Genomic DNA, 19,421 nt, shown 5'->3' with positions numbered 1-19,421 from the left:
GCTTGACGGCCCGCCCGCCCGCATGCGATATTCGTCCCATGATCACTTTCATCCTCCCTCCAGTTTTTGCATCCGGCGCCGCTGCTGCGCCGTGTCCGCGTGCCTGGCTCCGTGAGGATGCGGCTAGGCGCCGCTAACGTCTTGCTCCTCATTCGATGGCCACAGTGTTGAAAAACCTGTGGCCATTTTCTTTTTCCGCGCCACTCAGGAAGGATCCGCATGACACTGCATCTGTACGATACCTATGCGCGCAGCCTGCGCCCGTTTGAACCCATCGCCCCCGGCCAGGCGGGCCTGTACGCCTGCGGTCCCACCGTCTACGACTATGCGCACATCGGCAACCTGCGCACCTATCTGTTCGTCGACGGCTTGCGCCGCGCGCTCGCATTCAACGGCTTGCAGGTGCGCCACGTGATGAACATCACGGACGTGGGGCATTTGACGTCGGACGCGGACAGCGGCGACGACAAGGTCGAAGCGCGCAGCCGGCGCAGCGGCGAGTCGGCATGGGACATCGCCGCCGCATTCACGCGCGCGTTTGAAGATGATTTGCGCCAGCTCAATATCCTGCCGCCCACCGTCTGGTGCCGCGCCACCGACCACATCGCGGAACAGATTGCCTTCATCCTCGACCTGGAAGCGAAGGGCTATACCTACCGCACGGCCGACGGCATCTATTTCGACACGGCGCGCCAGGACAGCTACGGCCAGCTGGCGCGCCTGAACCGCGATGGCCTGCAGGCGGGCAAGCGGGTGGACCTGGGCGAGAAGCGCGACATCTGCGACTTCGCGCTGTGGAAGTTCAGCGGCGTGCCGGGCCAGCGGCAGATGGAATGGGACAGCCCGTGGGGCCTGGGCTTTCCCGGCTGGCATATCGAATGCTCGGCCATGGCGGAAAAGCACCTGGGCACGTATTTCGACATCCATTGCGGCGGCGAAGACCACGTGGCCGTTCATCACAGCAACGAGATCGCGCAGACGGAAGCGCGCCATGGCACGCGCCTGGCCAACTTCTGGCTGCACGGCGCCTTCCTCAAGACGCAGGAGGCGAAGATGTCGAAATCCTCGGGCGACTTTTTGCGTCTGCAAAGCCTGGCGGAGCAGGGCGTCGACCCGCTGGCCTACCGCTATCTGTGCCTGGGCGCCCACTACCGCAGCAGCCTCAATTTCACGGACGAAGCCCTGCGCGCCGCCGGCAGCGGCCTGGCGCGCCTGCGCGTGGCCGCGCATGCCCTGGGGGATGCGGGCGGCGAGGCCGATGCGACATGGCTGGCGCGTTTTATGACCTGCATCAACGATGACTTGAATTATCCGCGCGCGCTGGCTGTGGCCTGGGAGCTGCTGAAAAGCGGCCTGCCCGACGCCGTGAAAAAAGCGACCATGGCCCGCTTCGACGAGGCACTGGGGCTGGACTTGCTGGCCTGGCAGCCGGCGCAGGTGGAAGTGCCGCAGCAGGTGCAGGCGTGGCTGGCGCAGCGCAGCGTCGCCCGCGCGCAGCGCCAGTGGGCCGAGGCGGACCGTTTGCGCGCACTGGCGCGCGCGGCGGGCTTCGACATCGACGATACGCCGCAAGGGCAACAGGCGCGGCCTTTGTGAAGATGTCCTGCATAATGGCCGCCTGATGAAACTGGAGATGCCGTGAAGCGCCGTTTGCTGTTACTGAGTTGTTGCCTGGCCTATTCCTGCGTGCAGGCGGCCAGCGAGTGTCCGGGCTTTCCCGTGCTGGCCACGTCCGGCGAAACGCTGCTGGCGCTAGTGCGCGCGCTGCCACCCGTCGGTATCGACCGGGAACGGCAGGCGTGCGCGCCGGCGACCATCATCGACTTCGCCTACAGCGGCGGCACCTTGTGCCGCTTTGGCGGCGACGAGGGGACGGTCGATGCGGCGACGGCCGCCGTCACGCGCCTGGCCGATGGCGGGGAACTGGTCGAATACCTGTATCTGTTCCCGTATGCGCCAGCCACGCACGCGCGCTTGCTGGCGCTGCTGGCGGCGCGTTTTACGCCAGTCGACAAGGCGGCCTGGCCGGCCTTCCTGCAGGGGCTCACGCCAGGCAAGGAAACGACGGCCCTGTTCACCCATGGCGGCTACCATATTTCGCTGGGCAAGCCGACCGAAGGCGATCCCGCGCAATGGTATTCGAACGTGATCTTTGAAAAGGTGGATAAACCTGCCTTGGGCGTGCGCAAGGTGTGCCGGGAGGGGCGCGATGGCTGAAGCGGATGCCTTTCCCGCGGCCTTGGCGGACACGCTGGCGCAACTGCTGCCCGTGCTGGGGAGCGGCCGGGCACACCCGCCATTTGCCGTGCGCCAGAATGGCGAGGCCTTGCTGATCCCGACGCGCACTTACTACGACCGCGAGCGGCTGCTGGCCTGTACGCGGCTGCCCGGCGACGCGGGCGTGCTCGCCCTGTGCCTGGGCACGCGCCACCATGACGGCCATCTGCGCGAAGCGTGTGCAAGGCAGCTGCTGCAGCAGGAGCGGGCGTGGACGGTGCCCTTCGTCGTGCACCTGTGCGGCGAATACGTGCTGGAGATTGTCGAGGTCATTGGCGCGGCGCTGCCGGCCTGGAATGCCGACGCGCTGGCGCGCTACCTGCGGGAGAACCCCGCGTATCTGGCCACCCTGGAGCGGCGCGCCGTCAGTTACTGGAATTGCTACTACCGCAGGCGCTATCCCGCGTGGGACAGCTACCCGGGACGCAAGGCCATGGCGGCCCTGCGTACACTGGTGCTGCTTACGCCTCGATAAAGCGCATCTTGAAGCTGCGGCCCTTGATGTTGCCAAAGTCGCGGCCCAGGGAGTTACCGGCGTTGAGGCGCTTGAAGGCCGCTTCGGCCACCTTGCGGTCGAGCGCCACGTAGGTCATGAACTCGAATACGTTGATCTTGCCCACTTGTTCCTTGGTCAGGCCCGCGTCGCCCGTCAGTGCGCCCAGCAAGTCGCCCGGACGCAGCTTGTCCTTCTTGCCGCCCATGATGCACAGGGTGACCATCGGCGCCGGCAGCGCCTCGATTCCGTCATCTTCCGCCAATTCCTTCAGGTCATGCCATTCGGCGGCGCTGTTCTGGTATTGCTCGATCAGCTTGACCCATTTTTTCTCGTTCGGCGCGCACAGCGACAGGGCCAGGCCCTTCTTGCTGCCGCGGCCCGTGCGGCCGATGCGGTGGATGTGCACTTCCGTGTCCTTCGAGACGTCGACGTTGATCACGGCGCCCAGGTCGGATATATCGAGGCCGCGCGCGGCGACGTCGGTGGCCACCAGCACGGAGCAGCTGCGGTTGGCGAACAGCACGAGGATTTCATCGCGCTCGCGCTGTTCCAGCTCGCCATACAGGGCCAGCGCGGAAAAGCCTTGCTGGCGCAGTTCGTCGGCCAGTTCGCGGCAATGCACCTTGGTATTGCAGAATGCCAGGGTCGATTCCGGCTTGAAGTGTTTTAACAGCTTGCCGACGGCGCTGTTGCGCTCGTCGAAGCCGATTTCATAGAAGCGCTGCTCGATCTTGTCGTTGTCGTGCTGCGCCTCGACGGTCACTTCCAGCGGATTGACGAGGAACGATGCCGTGGCGCGGCGGATGTCTTCCGGGTACGTGGCCGAGAACAGCAGGGTCTGGCGGCGCGCCGGGCAGGCGCTGACGATGCCGGCGATTTCCTCGTAAAAGCCCATGTCCGTCATGCGGTCTGCTTCATCGAGCACCAGCGTCTGCACATGGTTCAGGTTGATGGTGCCGCGGCCGAGGTGGTCGCGCAAACGGCCCGGCGTGCCGACGACGATGTGGGCGCCGTGTTCCAGCGAGGCGATCTGCGGGCGCATCGGCGCGCCGCCCGTCAAGGTCAGGATCTTGATGTTGCCAGCCGCGCGCGCCAGGCGGCGCAGCTCATTGGCCACCTGGTCGGCCAGTTCGCGCGTGGGGCACAGCACCAGGCCCTGCACGGCAAACCAGGCCGGATTGAGCTTGTGCAGGATGCCGATGCCGAAGGCGGCGGTCTTGCCGCTGCCCGTTTTCGCTTGTGCGATCAGGTCGCGGCCATCGAGCACCGCCGGCAGGCTTTGCGCCTGGATGGTGGTCATCTCGTGGTAGCCGAGCGAGTCCAGGTTGGCCAAAAAGGCGGGCGTCAGCGGCAGGCTGGAAAAAGAGGTGGTGGCAGTGGTGGTGTTCATAGGGGCGGAGCCGGTAAAAAGCGGGTGGATGGGCACAGTCTACAGGCGTTCTACGCCCTTGTGCGGATGGTGGTGTGGAAGCCGGCGGCAAACGGCCGCTGGCGTGGGTACTAATTATCTGGCGCCCAGATGGGCAGGCCGGTCAGATCGAGGCCGGCGTCGCGCGTCCATACGGGCAGGCCCGTGGCGTCGGTCGGCTCCAGCAATTCGAGCTGCACCTGCTTCAAGGCCACCTTGCGCGCACGCGCGCGGCGCTGCGGCTCCGGCGCCGGCTCTGGCGCCTCGAGCACTGGCGGCGGACCGAAACCGGGCAAGTCGATGGTGGCGTTGTCTTTTTTATCTCTCATTTCTGAACCTCTGGTCCCCGACCGCGAAGAACGGGCGCCGGGGAGCGGGCAAAAAGCTGTCCGCTGTGTGAATACTCTGTACGCTTCGTCCACAAAACAAAAGCCCGGCTACAGGAGTCGGGCTCATTGTGAATATCATCGGCAGGAAAAGCAGACCTGCGGATTTAAGTGCGGCACGCAGTGTATCACAGGCGTGCCGCACCGTGTAGGGCTTAACGGAAGCTGAGGGCGCCCGTCAAGTCGCCCGGCGGCAGCGCGCCGCGTGACGCGAAGGCGTCGTTGCGCACTTTCAGCCCTTCGAGCAGCGGCAGGTCGTGCAGGCGCGTGATCAGGCGCAGGATCGACGTCGTGTCATAAAAACTGTGGTCGACGGCGCCTTTTTTCGCGTACGGCGAGACGACGATGGCGGGAATGCGCGTGCCCGGGCCCCAGCGGTCGCCCTTTGGCGGCGCCACGTGGTCCCACCAGCCGCCGTTTTCATCGAACGTGATCACCACGATCATGTCCTTCCACTGCGGCGATTCCTTCAGATGCTGGATGACGTTGGCCACGTGCTGGTCGCCCGATTCGATGTCCGAATAGCCTGCGTGCAGGTTCAGATTGCCCTGCGGCTTGTAGAAGGTCACGGCCGGCAGCTTGCCCGCCACGGCCGCGGCCAGGAATTTGTTCGAAATCGGGCTGTCGCCCGTGCCGCCGTCGCGCAGGTGTTCGGCGCGCGCCGCGGTGCCCGGCGCGAACTGCTTGAAGTAGTTCAGCGGCTGGTGGTGGAACTGGAAGTTAGGCTTGCTGCCGCCGCCCTTGTGGTCGAGCGCCGCTTGCCAGCCGCCGCCATACCACGCCCAGCTGACGCCCTTGCGCGACAGCAGGTCGCCGATGGTGTCGTAGGTTTGCGGCGGCAGGGTGTTCGCGTCGGCCGGGTCGGCATGCAGCGGATCGCCGTCGAAGGCGGGGCGGACGTAGCTCGGTTGATATGGCGGCGCCATGGTATTGACGGCATAGCCGTCCGGCGTGAGGGCGCCGTCGTTCACGTATTTCGGCTTGCCGTCCAGCGCCGAGGCGGGGCAGTCGGGCGAGATGGCCAGGCGCACGCCTTGCGGGCCGTCGGACAGCACGGCGATCTTTTTCTTCGCCGCCGTCTCGGCAGCATTGAAATATTCGTTGGCGCGGCCCGTGACGAGGAACTGGTGGTTCATATAGGAGCCGCCGAAGGCCGCCATGAAGAAATTGTCGCACAGCGTGTACTGCTCGGCGATCTGCCACAGGTTCAGGTTTTTCGACGTTTCGCCGTAGTGGCCCATCACCAGGCCGCCGCTGTCGGCCCACGCGGCAAAGCCGTCGTTCTTGCCGCCGTTGATCTGCATCTGGTTGTTGTAGAAGCGGTGCACGAGGTCGCGCGTGATGATGCTCTCGGGAAGGGGCTTGCCGGCCGCGTCGCTCAGCTTGTAGGGCGCGTTCGGCAGGCCGGAAATCTGGTCTTCCTTGATCAGGTAATCGATGCCGCCGATATTTTGCTGGTTCGGCACCAGGCCGCCCCAGATCTTCGGCAGGGTGGCCAGCGGCTTGCCGTCGCGGTCCATCTGCTGCGCCTGTTCCGCCGTGACGGCGGACAGGGGCGCGCTGGTGCCGGGGAAGTTGGCGAACAGGTTGTTGAAGCTGCGGTTTTCCAGGTAGATCACGACCACGTTCTTGACGTGTGCCTTGAGTTTCGCGTCGAGCGAACCCTTGGCGATGGTCTTTTTGGCTGGCGCGGCGTCGGCCAGCGCCGGCAGGCTGGCGGCCAGGCCGACTGCGGAAGCGGCCTGGAAAATCCGGCGGCGCGCGGGATTGGCGGGTTGGTCGGCCGGATCGGCTGGCAGGGCGGGGGCGAGGTCCTTCACACATTCTCCTTGGGTGATTCTGTGGCACGGGCAGTGTTTGTGCCCGTGAAGCGGAAAATTGTATCACCGGCCCTGCGCCAATGTGAAATATTCAGCCTGGCCTAGAATTGATAGCGCACGCTTAGCGCCACCTTGCGCGCCGGGCCATACATGCCCGAGTACCACCAGTCCGATATCGAGGCTGTGTACTGCTTGTCGAACAGGTTGGCCACGTTGACGGTGGCCGACAGCCTGTCGTTGACGTCATAGCGCGCCATCAGGCTGGCCACGGCGTAGGAATTCTGCTGCCAGTGCAGGGTGCGTTCGATCTGCCACGCCTCAATATCCGAGTACACGCGGCTTTGCCAGTTCACGCCGCCGCCCACCGTCAGGCGATGCAGTTCGCCGGGCAGGCGGTAAGTTGTCCACAGTTTCACCAGGTGGCGCGGGAAGGTGGTCAGGATGGCCTTGCCGGTATTGTTTTCCGTCTGGCTGTAGGACCACGAAGCCGAGATGTTCCAGTCCGGCGTCAGCGCGCCCGTCGCTTCCAGGTCCACGCCCTGGGTCCTGGCGCCCTTGATGGTGCGGTTGGCGGGATTGTTCGTGCCAGGGACGGTGTAGCCGGGGTCCGATTCGGCCAGGTTGCTCTGGCGGATCTGGTACAGCGCGGCGGCCGTGTTCAGGCGGCCATCGAGCCAGCCGCTCTTGATGCCCGCTTCAAAGGTCTTGCCCTCGCGCGGCGCCAGCAGCTTGCCGTAGCGGTCTTGCTGGGCTTGCGGCTGGTAGATGGTGGAATAGCTGGCGTAGGCGCTGTGCGTGCCGTCGATGTCAAACACCAGGCCGCCATACGGCGTGAAGACGCGGCTTTCCGAGGCTGGCGACGCGCTGTAAAACGGCACGGAAGGCGCGTCCGAGATGTAGTTCTCGCTGTAGCGCAGCACCTTGGCGCCGGCGATCAGTTTCAGGCGCTCGGAAAGGTTGAGGCGCGTGGCTGCATACGCGCTGGCCTGGCGGCGCGTGCTGTCGTAGGTGACGTAGGTATCGCCAAACACGGGCGTTGCCAGGCGATTCCAGCGGTACAGGTTGACGCCGCTGCCCTGGATGCTCCAGTCGAAGCGGCCATCCGTCTTGCTCTGGAATTGGCTGTAGTCCATGCCCAGCACCAGTTCGTGCTGGCGGCCGAAGGCGCTGAACGGCCCGCGCACGTTGACGTCCACGCTGTTGACCTTCAGCTGGTAATCGCGGTAGTCGGCGCTCAGGCCCAGGCCATCGCCCGTGGCCTGGTCGGGGAAGCCAGCGCTCACGTTCATGTAGACGGCGCGCTCCTCCTGCGACGACTGCACGCGGTTGGCCGAGATTTTCAGCTTCCAGTCGTTCGCCAGCGCGTGTTCCAAGGTGGCGAAGATGTCGGTTGAATTGGTGTTGAAGCGATTCGACCTGGCGGCCGGGCTGAAGGAGCGGGGCAGGTCCGTCATGGCGCCATTGCTGTAGAACAGGGGGAAGCCCAGGTATGAGAGGGAACCGTCCGAGCGCTTGCGCTGGTGCGTCACGCCGGCCGTCAGTTTCGTGTTGCTGGACAAGTCCGCCTCGACCACGCCGTAGACCACTTTCTTGTCGCGGCTGTAGCCGTCGATGATGCTGTCGCCTTCCTCGTACACGGTCACCAGGCGGCCGCGCACCGTGCGCGCCTCGTTCAGCGGACCCGAGATGTCGGCCATGGCGCGCCGTTCATCGTAGGAGCCCAGCTCGCCCTCGACGGCGGCCTGGAACTGCGCCGTCGGCTTCTTGCGCACCATGTTGATGGCGCCCGACGCGTCGCCCGCGCCCGTCATCAGGCCCGAGGCGCCGCGCAGCACTTCGATGCGGTCGTACAGCGCCATGTCGGCCAGGCTTTGCGACGGTATCGCGTCGAGGCCCAGGTTTTCCGAATGCGTGCTGACGCCGTCGAGCTGGTAATTGGTGATCGAATAGCCGCGCGAGGTAAAGCCCGTGCGCTCGCTGCCCAGCGAGAACAGGGTGATGCCCGGCGTTTGCGCCATGACCTGCGCGATCGTGCTCAAGCCCTGGTCCTGCATGCGCTGCTGCGTGATGACGCTGACCGATTGCGGCGTTTCCTTTACGGACAGGCCCAGCGGCGTGGCCGTGGCGATCGGCAGGGGCGAGACATACGCGCCCGAGCCTTCCGTCGCATCCTGCTGCGCCTTGACCGACACTTCCGGCATCATCGACAGCGCCTCGCCACCTGCCACCGCATCGGCCTGGCGCAGCACGTAGCTGCCATTGGCGCTGCGTTCGGCCTTCAGTCCGGTGCCGCGCAGCACGCCGTTCAGGGCCCCCAGCACGTCGTGGCGTCCCGTGAGGCCCGCGGACGTCTTGCCGCGCGTCTGTTCCGGGGTAAAACTGAGGATGACCCGGGACTGGCTGGCGACCTGGCGCAGCGCCGCCGCCAGGTCGCCGGCCGGCACCTGGAAGTCCTGGCTCGCCGCTGGCGCTGCGGCGCTTTCCTGCGCCAGGGCTGGCGCGGGGATATTCAGCAGCAGGGCCGAAGCGATGCAGACGAGTTGAATGGCATGCGCCATGCGCTTGATGCGCGGCTGGGAGTGAATGACTGGAGACATGGTTACCTTGTGGTGTAGTCGTCAAAAAGAACGTTGCCTACACAGGTCACGCGAGAATCGAAAGCGGGTACTTTTTTTTCGCTGGCGTCAAAAATATCGCTTCAGCGCTGCTGGTGCGCCTCCACCTGCACCCAGTAGCGCGTGCGCAGGCGCACGTCGACCGGCAGGGAATCGGGCAGCGACAGCAGCACGGCGTCCAGGTCGGCCAGCGGGAAGACGCCGGAAATGCGCAGGCCGGCCACGGCGTCGTCGCAGCCCAGCCAGCCGTGGCGGTAGCGGCTCAGCTCATGCAGGAAGTGGCGCAGCGGCATGGCGTCGGCCAGCAGCAAGCCCTGTCGCCAGGCCCAGAGGTCGGGCGAGACGGCGTGCGCGGGCAAGAGCTGGCGCGCCGTCATGCCGCCGCCCTGGCCCGCCTGGATCACGAGGCTGGCATGGCCATGGCGCGGCACCAGCCGCACGGCGCCTTCCTCGACGGCGACCAGGGTGCTGCCCTCGGTCTCGCGCACCGCATAGCGCGTGCCCAGCGCCTGCGCGTGGCCATGCGCCGTTTCGACGAGGAAGGGGCGGTAGGGCATGCCCGTTTCGCGGGCGGTGGCGATGAAGACTTCGCCCCGCACCAGCTGCAGCATCCGCTGCTTGGCCGTAAAGCGGATGTTGACGGCGCTGCCGCTGTTCAAATGCAGACGGCTGCCGTCGGGCAGGGTCAGCTCGCGGCGTTCGCCCACGTCGGTCGACAGGTCGGCCAGCGCGGCGCGGGCCATCTCGGGCGCATATTCCGAGCGCGCGCCGAACCAGCCCGTGAGGCCGATGGCCGATACCCACGCCAGCAACTGCAGGCTGCCGCGCCGCGAGAGGGGTGAGGCTGGACGCTGTGCCAGCGCCTGGCGGCTGGCTTGCGCATCGAGTTCCCGCAAGCCGCCGCTGACGCTTTCGATGTGACGCCACGCCCGTTCATGGTCGGGGTGCGCCTGACGCCACTGCTGCCAGGCCGTTTTTTCCGCAGGCGTCGTTTCGCCGCTCATCAGGGTGGCCAGCCATTCGGCCGCCTGCATGGCGACGGCCAGGTCGATGGGCTGGCCCTGGGCGTAGACGGTGGCGCCGCGCATGTCAGGGCGCGGCAAAATCGGGCACGGCAAAAAAGCACAGCAGGTTGGCCTTGCTCAGGTATTTTTTGACGGAATGCGTGGTGGTGCCCAGTTCGGCGGCGATTTCGGCGTAAGTCATGCCGTCCAGGTGGGCCAGCAGGAAGGCGGCCCTGGCCTTGGCGGAGAGCCGGTCCAGCGCGCGGTCGATCAGTTGCAGCGATTCGAGCAGGATGGACATCGCTTCCGGCGACGGTGTGCAGGCTTGCGGCTGGTGCAGCAGGGCGTCGAGGTAGGTCCGTTCCAGTTCTTCGCGCCGGCAGTGGTTGGCCAGCAGGCGTTTGGCGATGGTGGCCAGGAAAGGCCGCGGCTGCGCGATCCCGGCACTGCTGCGCGCAACGAAGATCTTCAGGAAGGTATCCTGCGCCAGGTCGCCCGCCAGCCCCGCATCGTGCAGGCGGCGCTTCAGCCAGTGCAGCAGCCAGGAGTGGTGCTCGGCGTACAGGGCCTGGAAATCGGACGGCGGGGCAGGGGCGGACGGCATGTGTACAATACAGCTTAATCTAAATGAGAATTGTTCTCATAATAGCGTAGCGGGGCACGCCAGGCAATCGGGAAAACGCGGCGTTGCTGAAATGCGACTGCATGCCCGGGCTGCCTGCGGCAAGGGATTTGCGCCCGCGCACGGCAGATGTAAAAGTTTCCTTGGCGCAAGCTTTCATGTGAGAAAATGCGGCTTGTCGATGTGGTGCGGAGCGAAAAATGATGTGGATGGTTGGCGGTGCCCTGGTTCTTCTGGTCGCCAGATTCTTATGGTTGGCCTTTTTCCATCGGGTCAACGCGATGTCGCGCCAGGCGGAATTGATGAACTGGCTCGACATCGGCCGCGTGTCGAATGCCGATGGCGGCAAGGATATTCTGTTGGCAAGAAATGAGCGCGGCGCCCGGATCGACTGGCGCACGGGCGAGGTCTGGCTGATGAATCCGAAGGTGGAGGAGCCGTTTGCCGATTTCCTCGCCGTCGAGCGCTGGCTGACCTTGCGCGACATGCCGGCGGCGGACAAGCCGGCGCCAGCCGCTCCCGCGCCAGCGGAGCCGGAACCGGAGGCGGCGCCGGACGCCGGGCCCGTGCGCGACACCTTGCCGGCGTTCCAGCAAAAAGTCGATGCCTGCCTGGCCAAGGCGGAAGGCGGCCAGGAATTGCTGGAAACCAAGCAAGCGTTCGAGGCGGGCAGCGAGCCTTACCTTGAAGCGTCGACGGAATTGAGCAAGACGGCGCTGGAGCTCGAAGTTTCGCCGGCGATGGTGGCCACGTTTCATATCAGCGCCTTTGCCGCGCTGGCCGAAACGGCGGGAGCCGACAAGCTGGAACGGGTGGCGGCCAGCCTGCATGCGGCGGCCAGGCAGATCAGGGCCAGCGTCACGGCGTAAAAGTACGGGGCAGGCCCGGAATGAAAAAACCGCTGCATCCCTTGCAGGAGTCAGCGGTTTTTATGTATTGGTTGCGGGGACAGGATTTGAACCTGTGACCTTCGGGTTATGAGCCCGACGAGCTGCCAGACTGCTCCACCCCGCAGGCGAATTATAGCGGGGTTTGCTGCAATGCGCAATGGCTGACTGGATTACGCCGCCGCCAGGCGCCACAGCGAGGTGATTTCCTGCGAGCGGGCCGCGTGCAGGCTGTCCGTGGCGTCCTGCGCGCGCGGGTGCGTGGGTTTCACGTCCAGGCGGTCGACGACCTTCAAGCCCGCTTGCGCTATCCATTCCAGCAATTGCGCGCGCGGGCGCAGGCCCAGGTGCTCGGCCAGGTCCGACAGGATCAGCCAGCCTTCGCCGCTTGGCTCCAGGTGGTCGGCCAGGCCGGAAAGGAAGCCGCGCAGCATGCGGCTGTCCGGATCGTAGACGGCGTATTCGATCGGCGAGCTGGGGCGGGCCGGCAGCCATGGCGGATTGCACACGACCAGCGGCGCGCGGCCGGCGGGGAACAGGTCGGCCTGCACCACGTCGACCTTGTCGATCAAATCGAGGCGGGCCAGGTTTTCGCGCGCGCAGGACAGGGCGCGCGGATCCTGGTCGGTGGCAACGATGCGCTGAATGCCGCGCTGCGCCAGCACGGCGGCCAGCACGCCCGTGCCGGTGCCGATGTCGAAGGCCAGCTTGGCGCGCGCGGGCAGGGGCGCTTCCGCCACCAGGCCCACGTATTCGCCGCGGATGGGCGCGAACACGCCGTAATGCGGGTGGATGCGCTGGCCCAGGGCCGGCAGTTCCACGCCCGTGCGGCGCCATTCGTGCGCGCCGATCAGGCCCAGCAGTTCGCGCAGCGAGGCGACGAACGCTTCTTCGCCGCGGCCATACGCTTCATTGCAAGCCAGTTTCACGTCCGGCGCGCGGCGCAGCGGGATCGTGTAATCGGCATCGAAAGGCAGCAGCAGCATGGCCAGGGTGCGGGCGCGCTGCGACTGCGCCTGGCGGTGCAGATGGAAGGCTTCCGTGGCGGTCGGTTCGGGTTTCGCCAGCTTGGCGGCCTTGGCCTTTTTGCTCGGTTTGTCGTTCTTGTGGTCGGCGCGCCGCGCCAGTGCCTGCAGCAGCTGGCGCGCGTTCTGGAAGTCGCCGCGCCACAGCATGGCCGTGCCTTCGCAGGCCAGGCGGTAAGCCTGGTCGGCCGTCGTGCGGTCGTCGGCGATGACGACGCGCTTGGGCGGCGGCATGCCGCTTTCCGAGCGCCAGCGGGCCGAATGTTCGGCGCCGTTTTCGCTCCAGTGGATCTGCGGATGAACGGTAGGGGAAGAAGTGTCGGACATGGGTTTCAATCGATAGAAGGGGGCGCGCGGCATGGTCGCCTGCGCAGGCCGTCTTCCATTATACGTCGCTGGCCGTGCCGTCAGCGGTGTCCGTGCCATAGGCGAGTGCCAGCGCGCGGGCGCGCGCCTGGTCTTCCGGCGTGGTTTCCACGGCTTTGACCGCCGCGTCCGGCTGCACCAGCTTGAGCAAACGCAAGCTCAGGCTGCCCGCCAGGTCGCCATCCTTGCCGCTGGCGCTGGCGCCATCGGCGTTGCCGTTGACGTTGTTATTAAAAATGTTGCTTTGCAATTGCTGGCCCAGCAGCTTGAACAGGTCGTGCAGATTGCCGGCGAAGTGCGTGGCGGGCAACTCCTTGGCGGGCGGGGCGGCGTCATCGGAGGATGTGGCTTCCGGCGCTTCGCCTTGCGTTTGCTCAAGGATGCCAGCGCTGATGTTCGATTGATATTGCACTTCCAGCTCGAAGTCGAAAGTCTGGCCATCTGCCGTGGTGATCTTGCCCTTGCCGATGAAATGCGCGTTTTCATCGAGGCTGAAGGCGGCCGCGCGGCTGCTGGCGCCTGCGCCCGAGACGCTGGCGCCAGCACTGCTGAAGCTGGAGCCGGCTTGCAGGTCGACGGAATCGAAGGCGATGCTGGCGCCGTCGCCGAACAGCTGGCGTGTCATGTTGGAAAGAAAGTCCTGCGCCACGTCGACGGTGGCGTTGCCCAGCGCATCGGTCCGTTGCGAGAGTCCCTTGGCCGACAGGTCCAGGCCGTTTTTCGACAGGGCCACCACATCTTGCGCCGTGCGCTGCATCAGCGGCGAAGCGGCCAGGCCCGTGGCGCTGCTGCCCGTGCGGGACGGTTGCTGGCCAGCCAGCGTAGTCGAGGCGGGTTGACGGCTGGCAAGGGCGGGAAGCTGGGGCATGAACAAATTCCGAATGAGCAAGTACTCAGTTAACGGCAGCCGTGTCCCATTCTTTAACCATTAGTGGTGGTGCGACCAGCTACCATCCGCCGACTCCAGGTAGGACTTGACGGCATCGGCCTGGCCCGTGGCGTGGCGCTTGAGTTCGCCGCATGCGCAAATGCCCTGATACGGCTGGATATGCGAGCAGGCGGAGACTTTTTGCAGGTAGACCTGCATGGATTTGTGACATTTTACGCACTTGAAGGTGAGGCTGCGGGCGGCTTTCATGGGTTTCCTTGAACTGTTGCGGGGCGTAGAGTTCGTCTACGCGAAGGCGGCGATTTTAACGCACTCCGGTCATCGTTACACGTTGTTGCATCTGCGCCACGCGGACGTCAACTGAATCCGCGCCGTGACGTTGAACGTATATAGGAGGTCGTCTGACCGCCATTGAAGAGGTAGCACCATGGACAAGCATGACAAGGAAAAGCCTGTACAGCCCGCCAAGGAGCTGGTCAGGAAGTGGCTGAAAGCGGAGCTGGCACAACGCCGGCCTCCGCCCGACCCTGAGCAAATCCGCCGCGAACTGGGCTGGGATTTGCTCAAGCTGTGCCGGGAGCCGGCCAGCCGCTAGCGACCTAGCGCACCGTCACCACGCTCCTGCCGCCCGAACCCGGCTGCACGAGGATGCGGGTGGCGATGCGCTCCGTCATTTCCTGGACGTGCGAGATGACGCCCACCTTGCGGCCCATCGCTTGCAAGCCGTCGAGCGCATCCATGGCCACGCGCAGGGTTTCCGTGTCCAGGCTGCCGAAGCCCTCGTCGATGAACAGCGACTCCACGCGCACCCGGTTCGAGGACAGCGAGGCCAGGCCCAGCGCCAGGGCCAGCGAGACGAGGAACGATTCGCCGCCCGACAGCGAATGCACGGAGCGCAGCTCGCCGCCCATGTCCTGGTCGCGCACCATCAGGCCCAGCGACGGATTGTTCGGGTTGTCGATGCGTTCGAGCTGATAGCGGCGCGCCAGGTGGTTCAGGTGCGCGTTGGCATAGCCGAGCAGCACTTCCAGGGTGAATTGCTGCGCGTAGTTGCGGAATTTCTTGCCGTCGGCCGAGCCGATCAGTTCATTCAGGCTGGCCCAGCGCCGCTCGATGACGGCTTGCGCCTCGATCTGCGCCAGCATCGCTTGCGCACCGTGGCGCCGCGCGTCGTCCTGCGCGATGGCCAGGCGCAGGCGCGTCGCTTCCTGGTTGGCAGCCTGGCGTTCCAGCAGCAGCGCATCGAGCGCATCCTGCAGCGCCGCCTCGTCCATTTCCAGGGTCTCCGGCGGCTGCTGCACATGCGCCGCCAGCTGCTGCCGGCGCTCGGCCAGCACGGAGACGGCCGCCGTGTGGCGGTCGGCGATCGCTTGCAGGGCGTCGCGTTCGGCGCGCATGGTCTCCACGGAGACAGCCAGGCGCGCGCGCAAGGCGTCCATGTCGGCGGGCGCATGGGCCGGATGGGCATTCTGGAACTGGCGCAGCCAGTCGTGCAGGGCGGCGCTGGCGCCGTGTTCCTGTTCACGCAGGACGGCCACGCGCTGGGCAAGCTGCGCGCATGCTTCTTCCAGGCGCGTGCGCTGCTGGCTGGCCGATTGCGCCGCCGTTTGCTGCCGCGCCAGCAGCTCCCTGGCTGCCGCGATGGCGCCTGCCAGTGCGCGCTCGACCTCGGCCACGCTCCGGCCTTGCCATAGCGCGTGGCGTTCCGCCTGCATTGCCGTGCGCTGCTTGTCGGCGGCGGCAAAGGCGGCGTGGGCTTCCTGCGCCGCTTGCTGCGCCTTGGCGGCGGCCAGCAGTGCAGCTTCCAGCTGCGCTGCCAGGGTCGCCAGCGCGTGGCCGCGGTGGTCCTGGTCCGCCTGCTGTTTCAGCCATTGCCGGCTTTCCGTTTCACGCGCCGCGCGGAAGGCGGCCGGGCCGGCGCGCCAGCCGTCTTTCCAGTCCTCGGCGCCATCGGCGTCGGCAAACGCGCCATCGAGCTGCGCCAGCAAGGCATCGAGCGCGGCGCGCGCCGTCTCGCCCTTGTCGGCGTTGCCCGCTTGCTGCGCTTGCAGCTGCGCCAGCCGCGCCTGCGCCTCGGCGACGGCGCTTGTGCAGCGCGCGTGCTCGCTGGACGCCAGTTCGTGCGCCGCCTGCGCCTGCTCGCGCCGCGCGCCGGCCTGGCGCAGCGCCGTTTCCTGCTGCGCCAGCGCCTGCAAACCGGCCGCATTGGCCGCCAGCTGCCGCGCGAACCAGTCCGCGCGCTGGTTTTCGGGCGGCAGCTGCAGGGTGTCGGCATGCGGCTGCCACTGTGCGAGCAAGCTGTCGATGGCGGGCGGCAGGGCCGCCAGCTCGGCATCCGTTTGCGCCTGTTCGCGCGCCGTCGCGGCCAGCGCCGCCTTGTGCGTGGCCAACCGCTCCAGATTGCCGCGCGCCTGCGTGCGGCAAGCCAGCACTTCATCCTGCAAACTGGCCAGCATCGCCTGCAAGGCGTGGTCGGCGTGGCTGTACGGGTGTTCCAGCGCGCCGCAGACGGGGCAGGGCTGCTCGTCCTGCAAATTGGCGCGCAGCTGCTCGACGCTGGCCGCGCATGCCGCTTCCGCCCCTTTCAAGGATTTTTCCGCCTGCGCCAGGCGCGCTTCCAGCAGCGGCGTTTGCGCCGCTGCCGCCGCCAATGCCGTACTTTCCGTCTGCGCGGCCTGCGCCAGCTGGGCCGCCCTGGCTTGCCAGTGCGCCAGCGCCTGCTGCTGGCGCGCCAGTTCGTTCCAGGTCTTTTCCGCGCTGGTCAACGTGCGCGCGTGCGTCTCCAGCTGGCCGCGCTGTTCCTGCAGCCCTTGGCCATCGATGGCTTGCACGGCCGTTTGCGCCTCGCGCCGTTCCGCCTCGCGCACGGCCAGGACGGCGGCCGCGCTGGCCAGCGCCGCTTGCGCCGCCTGCGTGGCGTCCGAGGCCTGGCGCAGTTGCTGTCTTGACTCGGCCAAGCTGGCGTCGGCCGCATCGGCTTGCGCGGCCGCTTGCCCGGCCTGGGCAAACAATTGATCCCACAACTGCCACGATTGCGCCAGCGCCTGCCATTGCTGGTGCGATGCCAGCCACTGGCGGCCCGTTTCCTGTTCCGCCAGCGCGGCGTGCTGGCGCTGCTGCAGCGCGTGCAGCGCGGCGCGCGCCGCTTCGTTGGCCTGGTCGGCGGCCAAGGCGCCGTCTTGCGCCTGGCGGTGCACGGGCACCTGTGCCGCCAAGCCCGCGTCGAGCGCCTTGGCCCGGTCGAGCTGGGGCGCCGCATCGCGCTGCGCCGCTTCCCTGGCCTGCAAGGCCGCTGCCGCTTGCTGCACGGCCTGCGCCAGCTGCGCTTCGCTGGCGATGGCTTGCGCGGCCTGCGCGCGCGACGCTTCCAGCGCGGCGCCCGTGCCGGCGATGTCGCTGGCCAGGCGCGCCACGCCGTCGATCAGGGGCCGCGCCGGCTGCAGCAATTCCCACTGCGCCAGCGCCGCGCGGCGTTCTTCGGCGGCGGCGCGTTCGGCATCCGCGCCGTCCAGCGCCTCTTGCGCGGCCGTCGCCTGGCTTTGCAGCTTGTGCGTCTCCTGGTGCCAGCGCTGCTGCAGTTCCAGCACGCTCTTGCGCAGGTCGATGGTGTGCAGGGCCGCTTCGGCGGCCTCACCCAGCGTTGCCGTTTCAGCACGTTCTTCCGGCGACAATGGCCGCTGATCGGCCAGTTTTTCGCCCAGGCGTTCGAGAACCTGCTTTTCCTTCTTTGCCCGCTCGAAGGCGCGCATGGAAATGTCCGTATACATGCTGCTGCCCGTCAGGGTTTCCAGCAATTCGCCCCGCTCATTGTCTTCCGTTTTCAGGAAGGTGGAAAACTCGTTCTGCGCCAGCAGCACGGCGCGCGTAAACTGGTCGAAGGACAGGCCGATGCGTTTTTCGATCTCTTCCTTCACCTCCGTCTTGGTGCCGCCGATGGGTTGCAGCGCGGGCAGCTGGTGCAAGCTCATGGCGGTCGCCTGCAGCGCGCCTTCCGCCTTGGTACGCGAGCGGCGCACGCTCCAGCGCGCGCGGTAGCTTGCGCCGTCGTTGCCGACAAAGTCCACCTGCGCGTAACCTTCGGGCGTGCCACGGCGCAGCAGGGTGCGCGTATCCTGCGCGTTGACGGTTTCCTTGCCCACGTCGGGCAGGGCGCTGCCCCGGCCCAGCACTTTCAGCAGGCGCGGCGTGGCGTCGTACAGGGCCAGGCACAGGGCGTCGAGCAGGGTGCTCTTGCCCGCGCCCGTGGGGCCGCTGATGGCGAACAGGCCGGATGACGCCAGCGGCTCCTGCTGGAAGTCGACTTCAAATTCGCCGGCCAGCGAAGCCAGGTTCTTGCCGCTGATTTTCAGTATTTTCATGGTTTTTCAGGTACGCTCAGGCGCCAGGCAGCAGCAGTTCGGCCAGGGCCGAGAGGAGTTCTGGCGGCGCTTCTTTCGCGTATTTTTGCTGGTACAGGCGGCGGAAGATGTCGTCGGGCTGCAGCTGGCCCAATTGGTCGAGTGTCATGTTTTCGGGGGCGCTGCCGCGCGCGGCGCTCGACGTTTCGATCTTCGCCAGGCGCACGCTCTTGCCGTCGAGCGCCGTTTCGATGCGCGTGCGCAGGCCCGGTTCGGGCGCATCGAGGCGCACGCGCACTTCCAGGAACGGCTGCGCTTCGGCCGGTGCGTCCGGCACGTCGAGGGCGGCCAGCTGTTCCAGCACTTCGGCGATGGGCGCCGGGGTGGCCGGCACGCGCAGCAGGGGCACGGCGCGCGGCACGGCGATGGCGCGCACCTCGCGTAACTGCTCGCCGTCGATGTCGAGGCACAGCACCTGGTGGCGGTAGTTTACTTCGGCGAACGACAGGGGGATCGGGCTGCCGCAATAGCGGATGCGTTCCTGGCCGCCCACGGCCTGCGCCTTGTGCAAATGGCCCAGCGCCGCATACGCGATGGACGTATCGAAGATCCCCGATGGCAGCATTTCCGTGCCGCCGATGACGATGCGGCGTTCGGAATCGTTCGACATTTCGCCGCCCACCATGTGGCAGTGGCCCATGGCGATGATGGCTTGCCCGGGCCGGCGGCGCGCCAGCGCCAGGTCGGTCAATTGGCGGTACAGCAGGGCGATGCCGCCCAGGTAGGCGTCCTGCGTGTCGCCGGCCGGCAGTTTCGGCACATCGCCAGGGCGGAGAAAAGGCACGGCCAGGCACCAGGCCTGTACCTGGCCATCGCTGCCGGTGAGCGGCAGCAGCAGGCGTTCCAGGTCGATCTGGCCATCGTCGCCGCGCAGCAAATGGCCGATCACGTGGGTGCCATGCGCGGCCAGCAGGGGGCCGGGCGCTTCCAGCCGTCCCGCCGAATCGTGGTTGCCGGCGACGACGACGAGCTGCAGCGCGGGCAGGCGCGCGCGCGCCTGCTGCAGGAAGACATATAACTGCTTCTGCGACGCGGCGGAAGGATTGGCATTGTCGAACACGTCGCCGGCGACGAGCAGCACGTCGACCTGCTCGGCCACGAGCGTGTCGAGCAGCCAGTCGAGGAAGCGCTGGTGTTCGTAGCCCCTTTCAAAATTGTGCAGGGTCTGGCCCAGATGCCAGTCGGAAGTGTGCAGCAGGCGCATGGTGGGGCAAGGGTAGGGAAGACAG

17 protein-coding genes and 1 tRNA gene are annotated in these 19,421 nt (G+C 66.6%); 5 read left to right on the top strand and 13 right to left on the bottom strand.

What is annotated here, in order from left to right:
* Positions 1–219: 219 nt before the first annotated feature.
* The 3 genes from cysS to AC07X6_RS20045 are packed head-to-tail and all read left to right on the top strand — an operon-like array spanning position 220 to position 2,752.
* Complete coding sequence (gene cysS, locus AC07X6_RS20055; RefSeq protein ID WP_494792142.1) at positions 220–1,596, top strand: cysteine--tRNA ligase; 1,377 nt, start codon at positions 220–222, stop codon at positions 1,594–1,596.
* 42 nt (positions 1,597–1,638) lie between these two features.
* Positions 1,639–2,217 carry a hypothetical protein gene (locus AC07X6_RS20050; RefSeq protein ID WP_494792141.1) on the top strand — a complete coding sequence of 193 codons (579 nt, stop codon included), beginning with the start codon at positions 1,639–1,641 and terminating at the stop codon, positions 2,215–2,217.
* Positions 2,210–2,752 carry a hypothetical protein gene (locus AC07X6_RS20045; protein ID WP_494792140.1) on the top strand — a complete coding sequence of 181 codons (543 nt, stop codon included), beginning with the start codon at positions 2,210–2,212 and terminating at the stop codon, positions 2,750–2,752. Before AC07X6_RS20050 ends, AC07X6_RS20045 begins: the two co-directional genes overlap by 8 nt.
* Here AC07X6_RS20045 and dbpA read toward each other — a convergent pair.
* From dbpA to AC07X6_RS20010, 7 genes are all read right to left on the bottom strand, one after another.
* Positions 2,739–4,163 (bottom strand): ATP-dependent RNA helicase DbpA, encoded by a 1,425-nt coding sequence (gene dbpA / locus AC07X6_RS20040; RefSeq protein WP_230542439.1) that lies wholly within the window; start codon positions 4,161–4,163, stop codon positions 2,739–2,741. The genes AC07X6_RS20045 and dbpA overlap by 14 nt on opposite strands.
* Before the next feature lie 110 nt (positions 4,164–4,273).
* Positions 4,274–4,510 carry a hypothetical protein gene (locus tag AC07X6_RS20035; protein ID WP_494792139.1) on the bottom strand — a complete coding sequence of 79 codons (237 nt, stop codon included), beginning with the start codon at positions 4,508–4,510 and terminating at the stop codon, positions 4,274–4,276.
* A gap of 212 nt (positions 4,511–4,722) precedes the next feature.
* Positions 4,723–6,387: an acid phosphatase gene (locus tag AC07X6_RS20030; RefSeq protein WP_494792138.1), complete on the bottom strand. Its 1,665-nt coding sequence runs from the start codon at positions 6,385–6,387 to the stop codon at positions 4,723–4,725.
* Between the two features lie 101 nt (positions 6,388–6,488).
* Entirely contained in the window at positions 6,489–8,984 is a 2,496-nt protein-coding gene (locus AC07X6_RS20025; RefSeq protein WP_494792137.1) for a TonB-dependent siderophore receptor, read from the bottom strand.
* A 101-nt stretch (positions 8,985–9,085) separates the two neighbouring features.
* Positions 9,086–10,090, bottom strand: coding sequence for a FecR domain-containing protein (locus AC07X6_RS20020; protein WP_494792136.1), 1,005 nt, complete (start codon positions 10,088–10,090; stop codon positions 9,086–9,088).
* 1 nt (position 10,091) lies between these two features.
* Entirely contained in the window at positions 10,092–10,610 is a 519-nt protein-coding gene (locus AC07X6_RS20015; RefSeq protein ID WP_494792135.1) for a sigma-70 family RNA polymerase sigma factor, read from the bottom strand.
* A gap of 19 nt (positions 10,611–10,629) precedes the next feature.
* Positions 10,630–10,947 (bottom strand): hypothetical protein, encoded by a 318-nt coding sequence (locus AC07X6_RS20010; protein ID WP_494792134.1) that lies wholly within the window; start codon positions 10,945–10,947, stop codon positions 10,630–10,632.
* On the opposite strand from AC07X6_RS20010, the gene AC07X6_RS20005 reads away from it, so the two are divergent.
* Positions 10,931–11,497 carry a hypothetical protein gene (locus tag AC07X6_RS20005; RefSeq protein ID WP_494792133.1) on the top strand — a complete coding sequence of 189 codons (567 nt, stop codon included), beginning with the start codon at positions 10,931–10,933 and terminating at the stop codon, positions 11,495–11,497. The genes AC07X6_RS20010 and AC07X6_RS20005 overlap by 17 nt on opposite strands.
* 68 nt (positions 11,498–11,565) lie before the next feature.
* On the opposite strand, the gene AC07X6_RS20000 is transcribed toward AC07X6_RS20005, so the two are convergent.
* From AC07X6_RS20000 to AC07X6_RS19985, 4 genes are all read right to left on the bottom strand, one after another.
* Positions 11,566–11,642, bottom strand: a tRNA-Met gene (locus AC07X6_RS20000).
* A gap of 46 nt (positions 11,643–11,688) precedes the next feature.
* On the bottom strand, positions 11,689–12,867 hold the full coding sequence (locus AC07X6_RS19995; RefSeq protein ID WP_230541016.1) for a methyltransferase: 1,179 nt from the start codon (positions 12,865–12,867) through the stop codon (positions 11,689–11,691).
* A 58-nt stretch (positions 12,868–12,925) separates the two neighbouring features.
* Entirely contained in the window at positions 12,926–13,774 is an 849-nt protein-coding gene (locus tag AC07X6_RS19990; RefSeq protein ID WP_494792132.1) for a hypothetical protein, read from the bottom strand.
* 60 nt (positions 13,775–13,834) lie between these two features.
* The gene (locus AC07X6_RS19985) at positions 13,835–14,044 is read right to left on the bottom strand and encodes a hypothetical protein (protein ID WP_034755039.1); all 210 of its coding nucleotides are present in this window, start codon (positions 14,042–14,044) and stop codon (positions 13,835–13,837) included.
* A gap of 178 nt (positions 14,045–14,222) precedes the next feature.
* Between AC07X6_RS19985 and AC07X6_RS19980 the strand changes: the two genes are divergently transcribed.
* On the top strand, positions 14,223–14,390 hold the full coding sequence (locus tag AC07X6_RS19980) for a hypothetical protein (RefSeq protein WP_474290511.1): 168 nt from the start codon (positions 14,223–14,225) through the stop codon (positions 14,388–14,390).
* Positions 14,391–14,394: 4 nt separating this feature from the next.
* Here the strand turns inward: AC07X6_RS19980 and AC07X6_RS19975 are convergent, their stop codons facing one another.
* Positions 14,395–18,153 carry an AAA family ATPase gene (locus tag AC07X6_RS19975; protein WP_494792131.1) on the bottom strand — a complete coding sequence of 1,253 codons (3,759 nt, stop codon included), beginning with the start codon at positions 18,151–18,153 and terminating at the stop codon, positions 14,395–14,397.
* Between the two features lie 16 nt (positions 18,154–18,169).
* Positions 18,170–19,396 carry an exonuclease SbcCD subunit D C-terminal domain-containing protein gene (locus AC07X6_RS19970; protein ID WP_494792130.1) on the bottom strand — a complete coding sequence of 409 codons (1,227 nt, stop codon included), beginning with the start codon at positions 19,394–19,396 and terminating at the stop codon, positions 18,170–18,172.
* Positions 19,397–19,421 lie beyond the last annotated feature (25 nt).

Source organism: Janthinobacterium sp. GW460-12-1-14-LB5 (assembly GCF_059423585.1).
The sequence above is the reverse complement of the archived record's forward strand: the minus strand, read 5'-3'. Positions and strand labels throughout refer to the sequence as shown.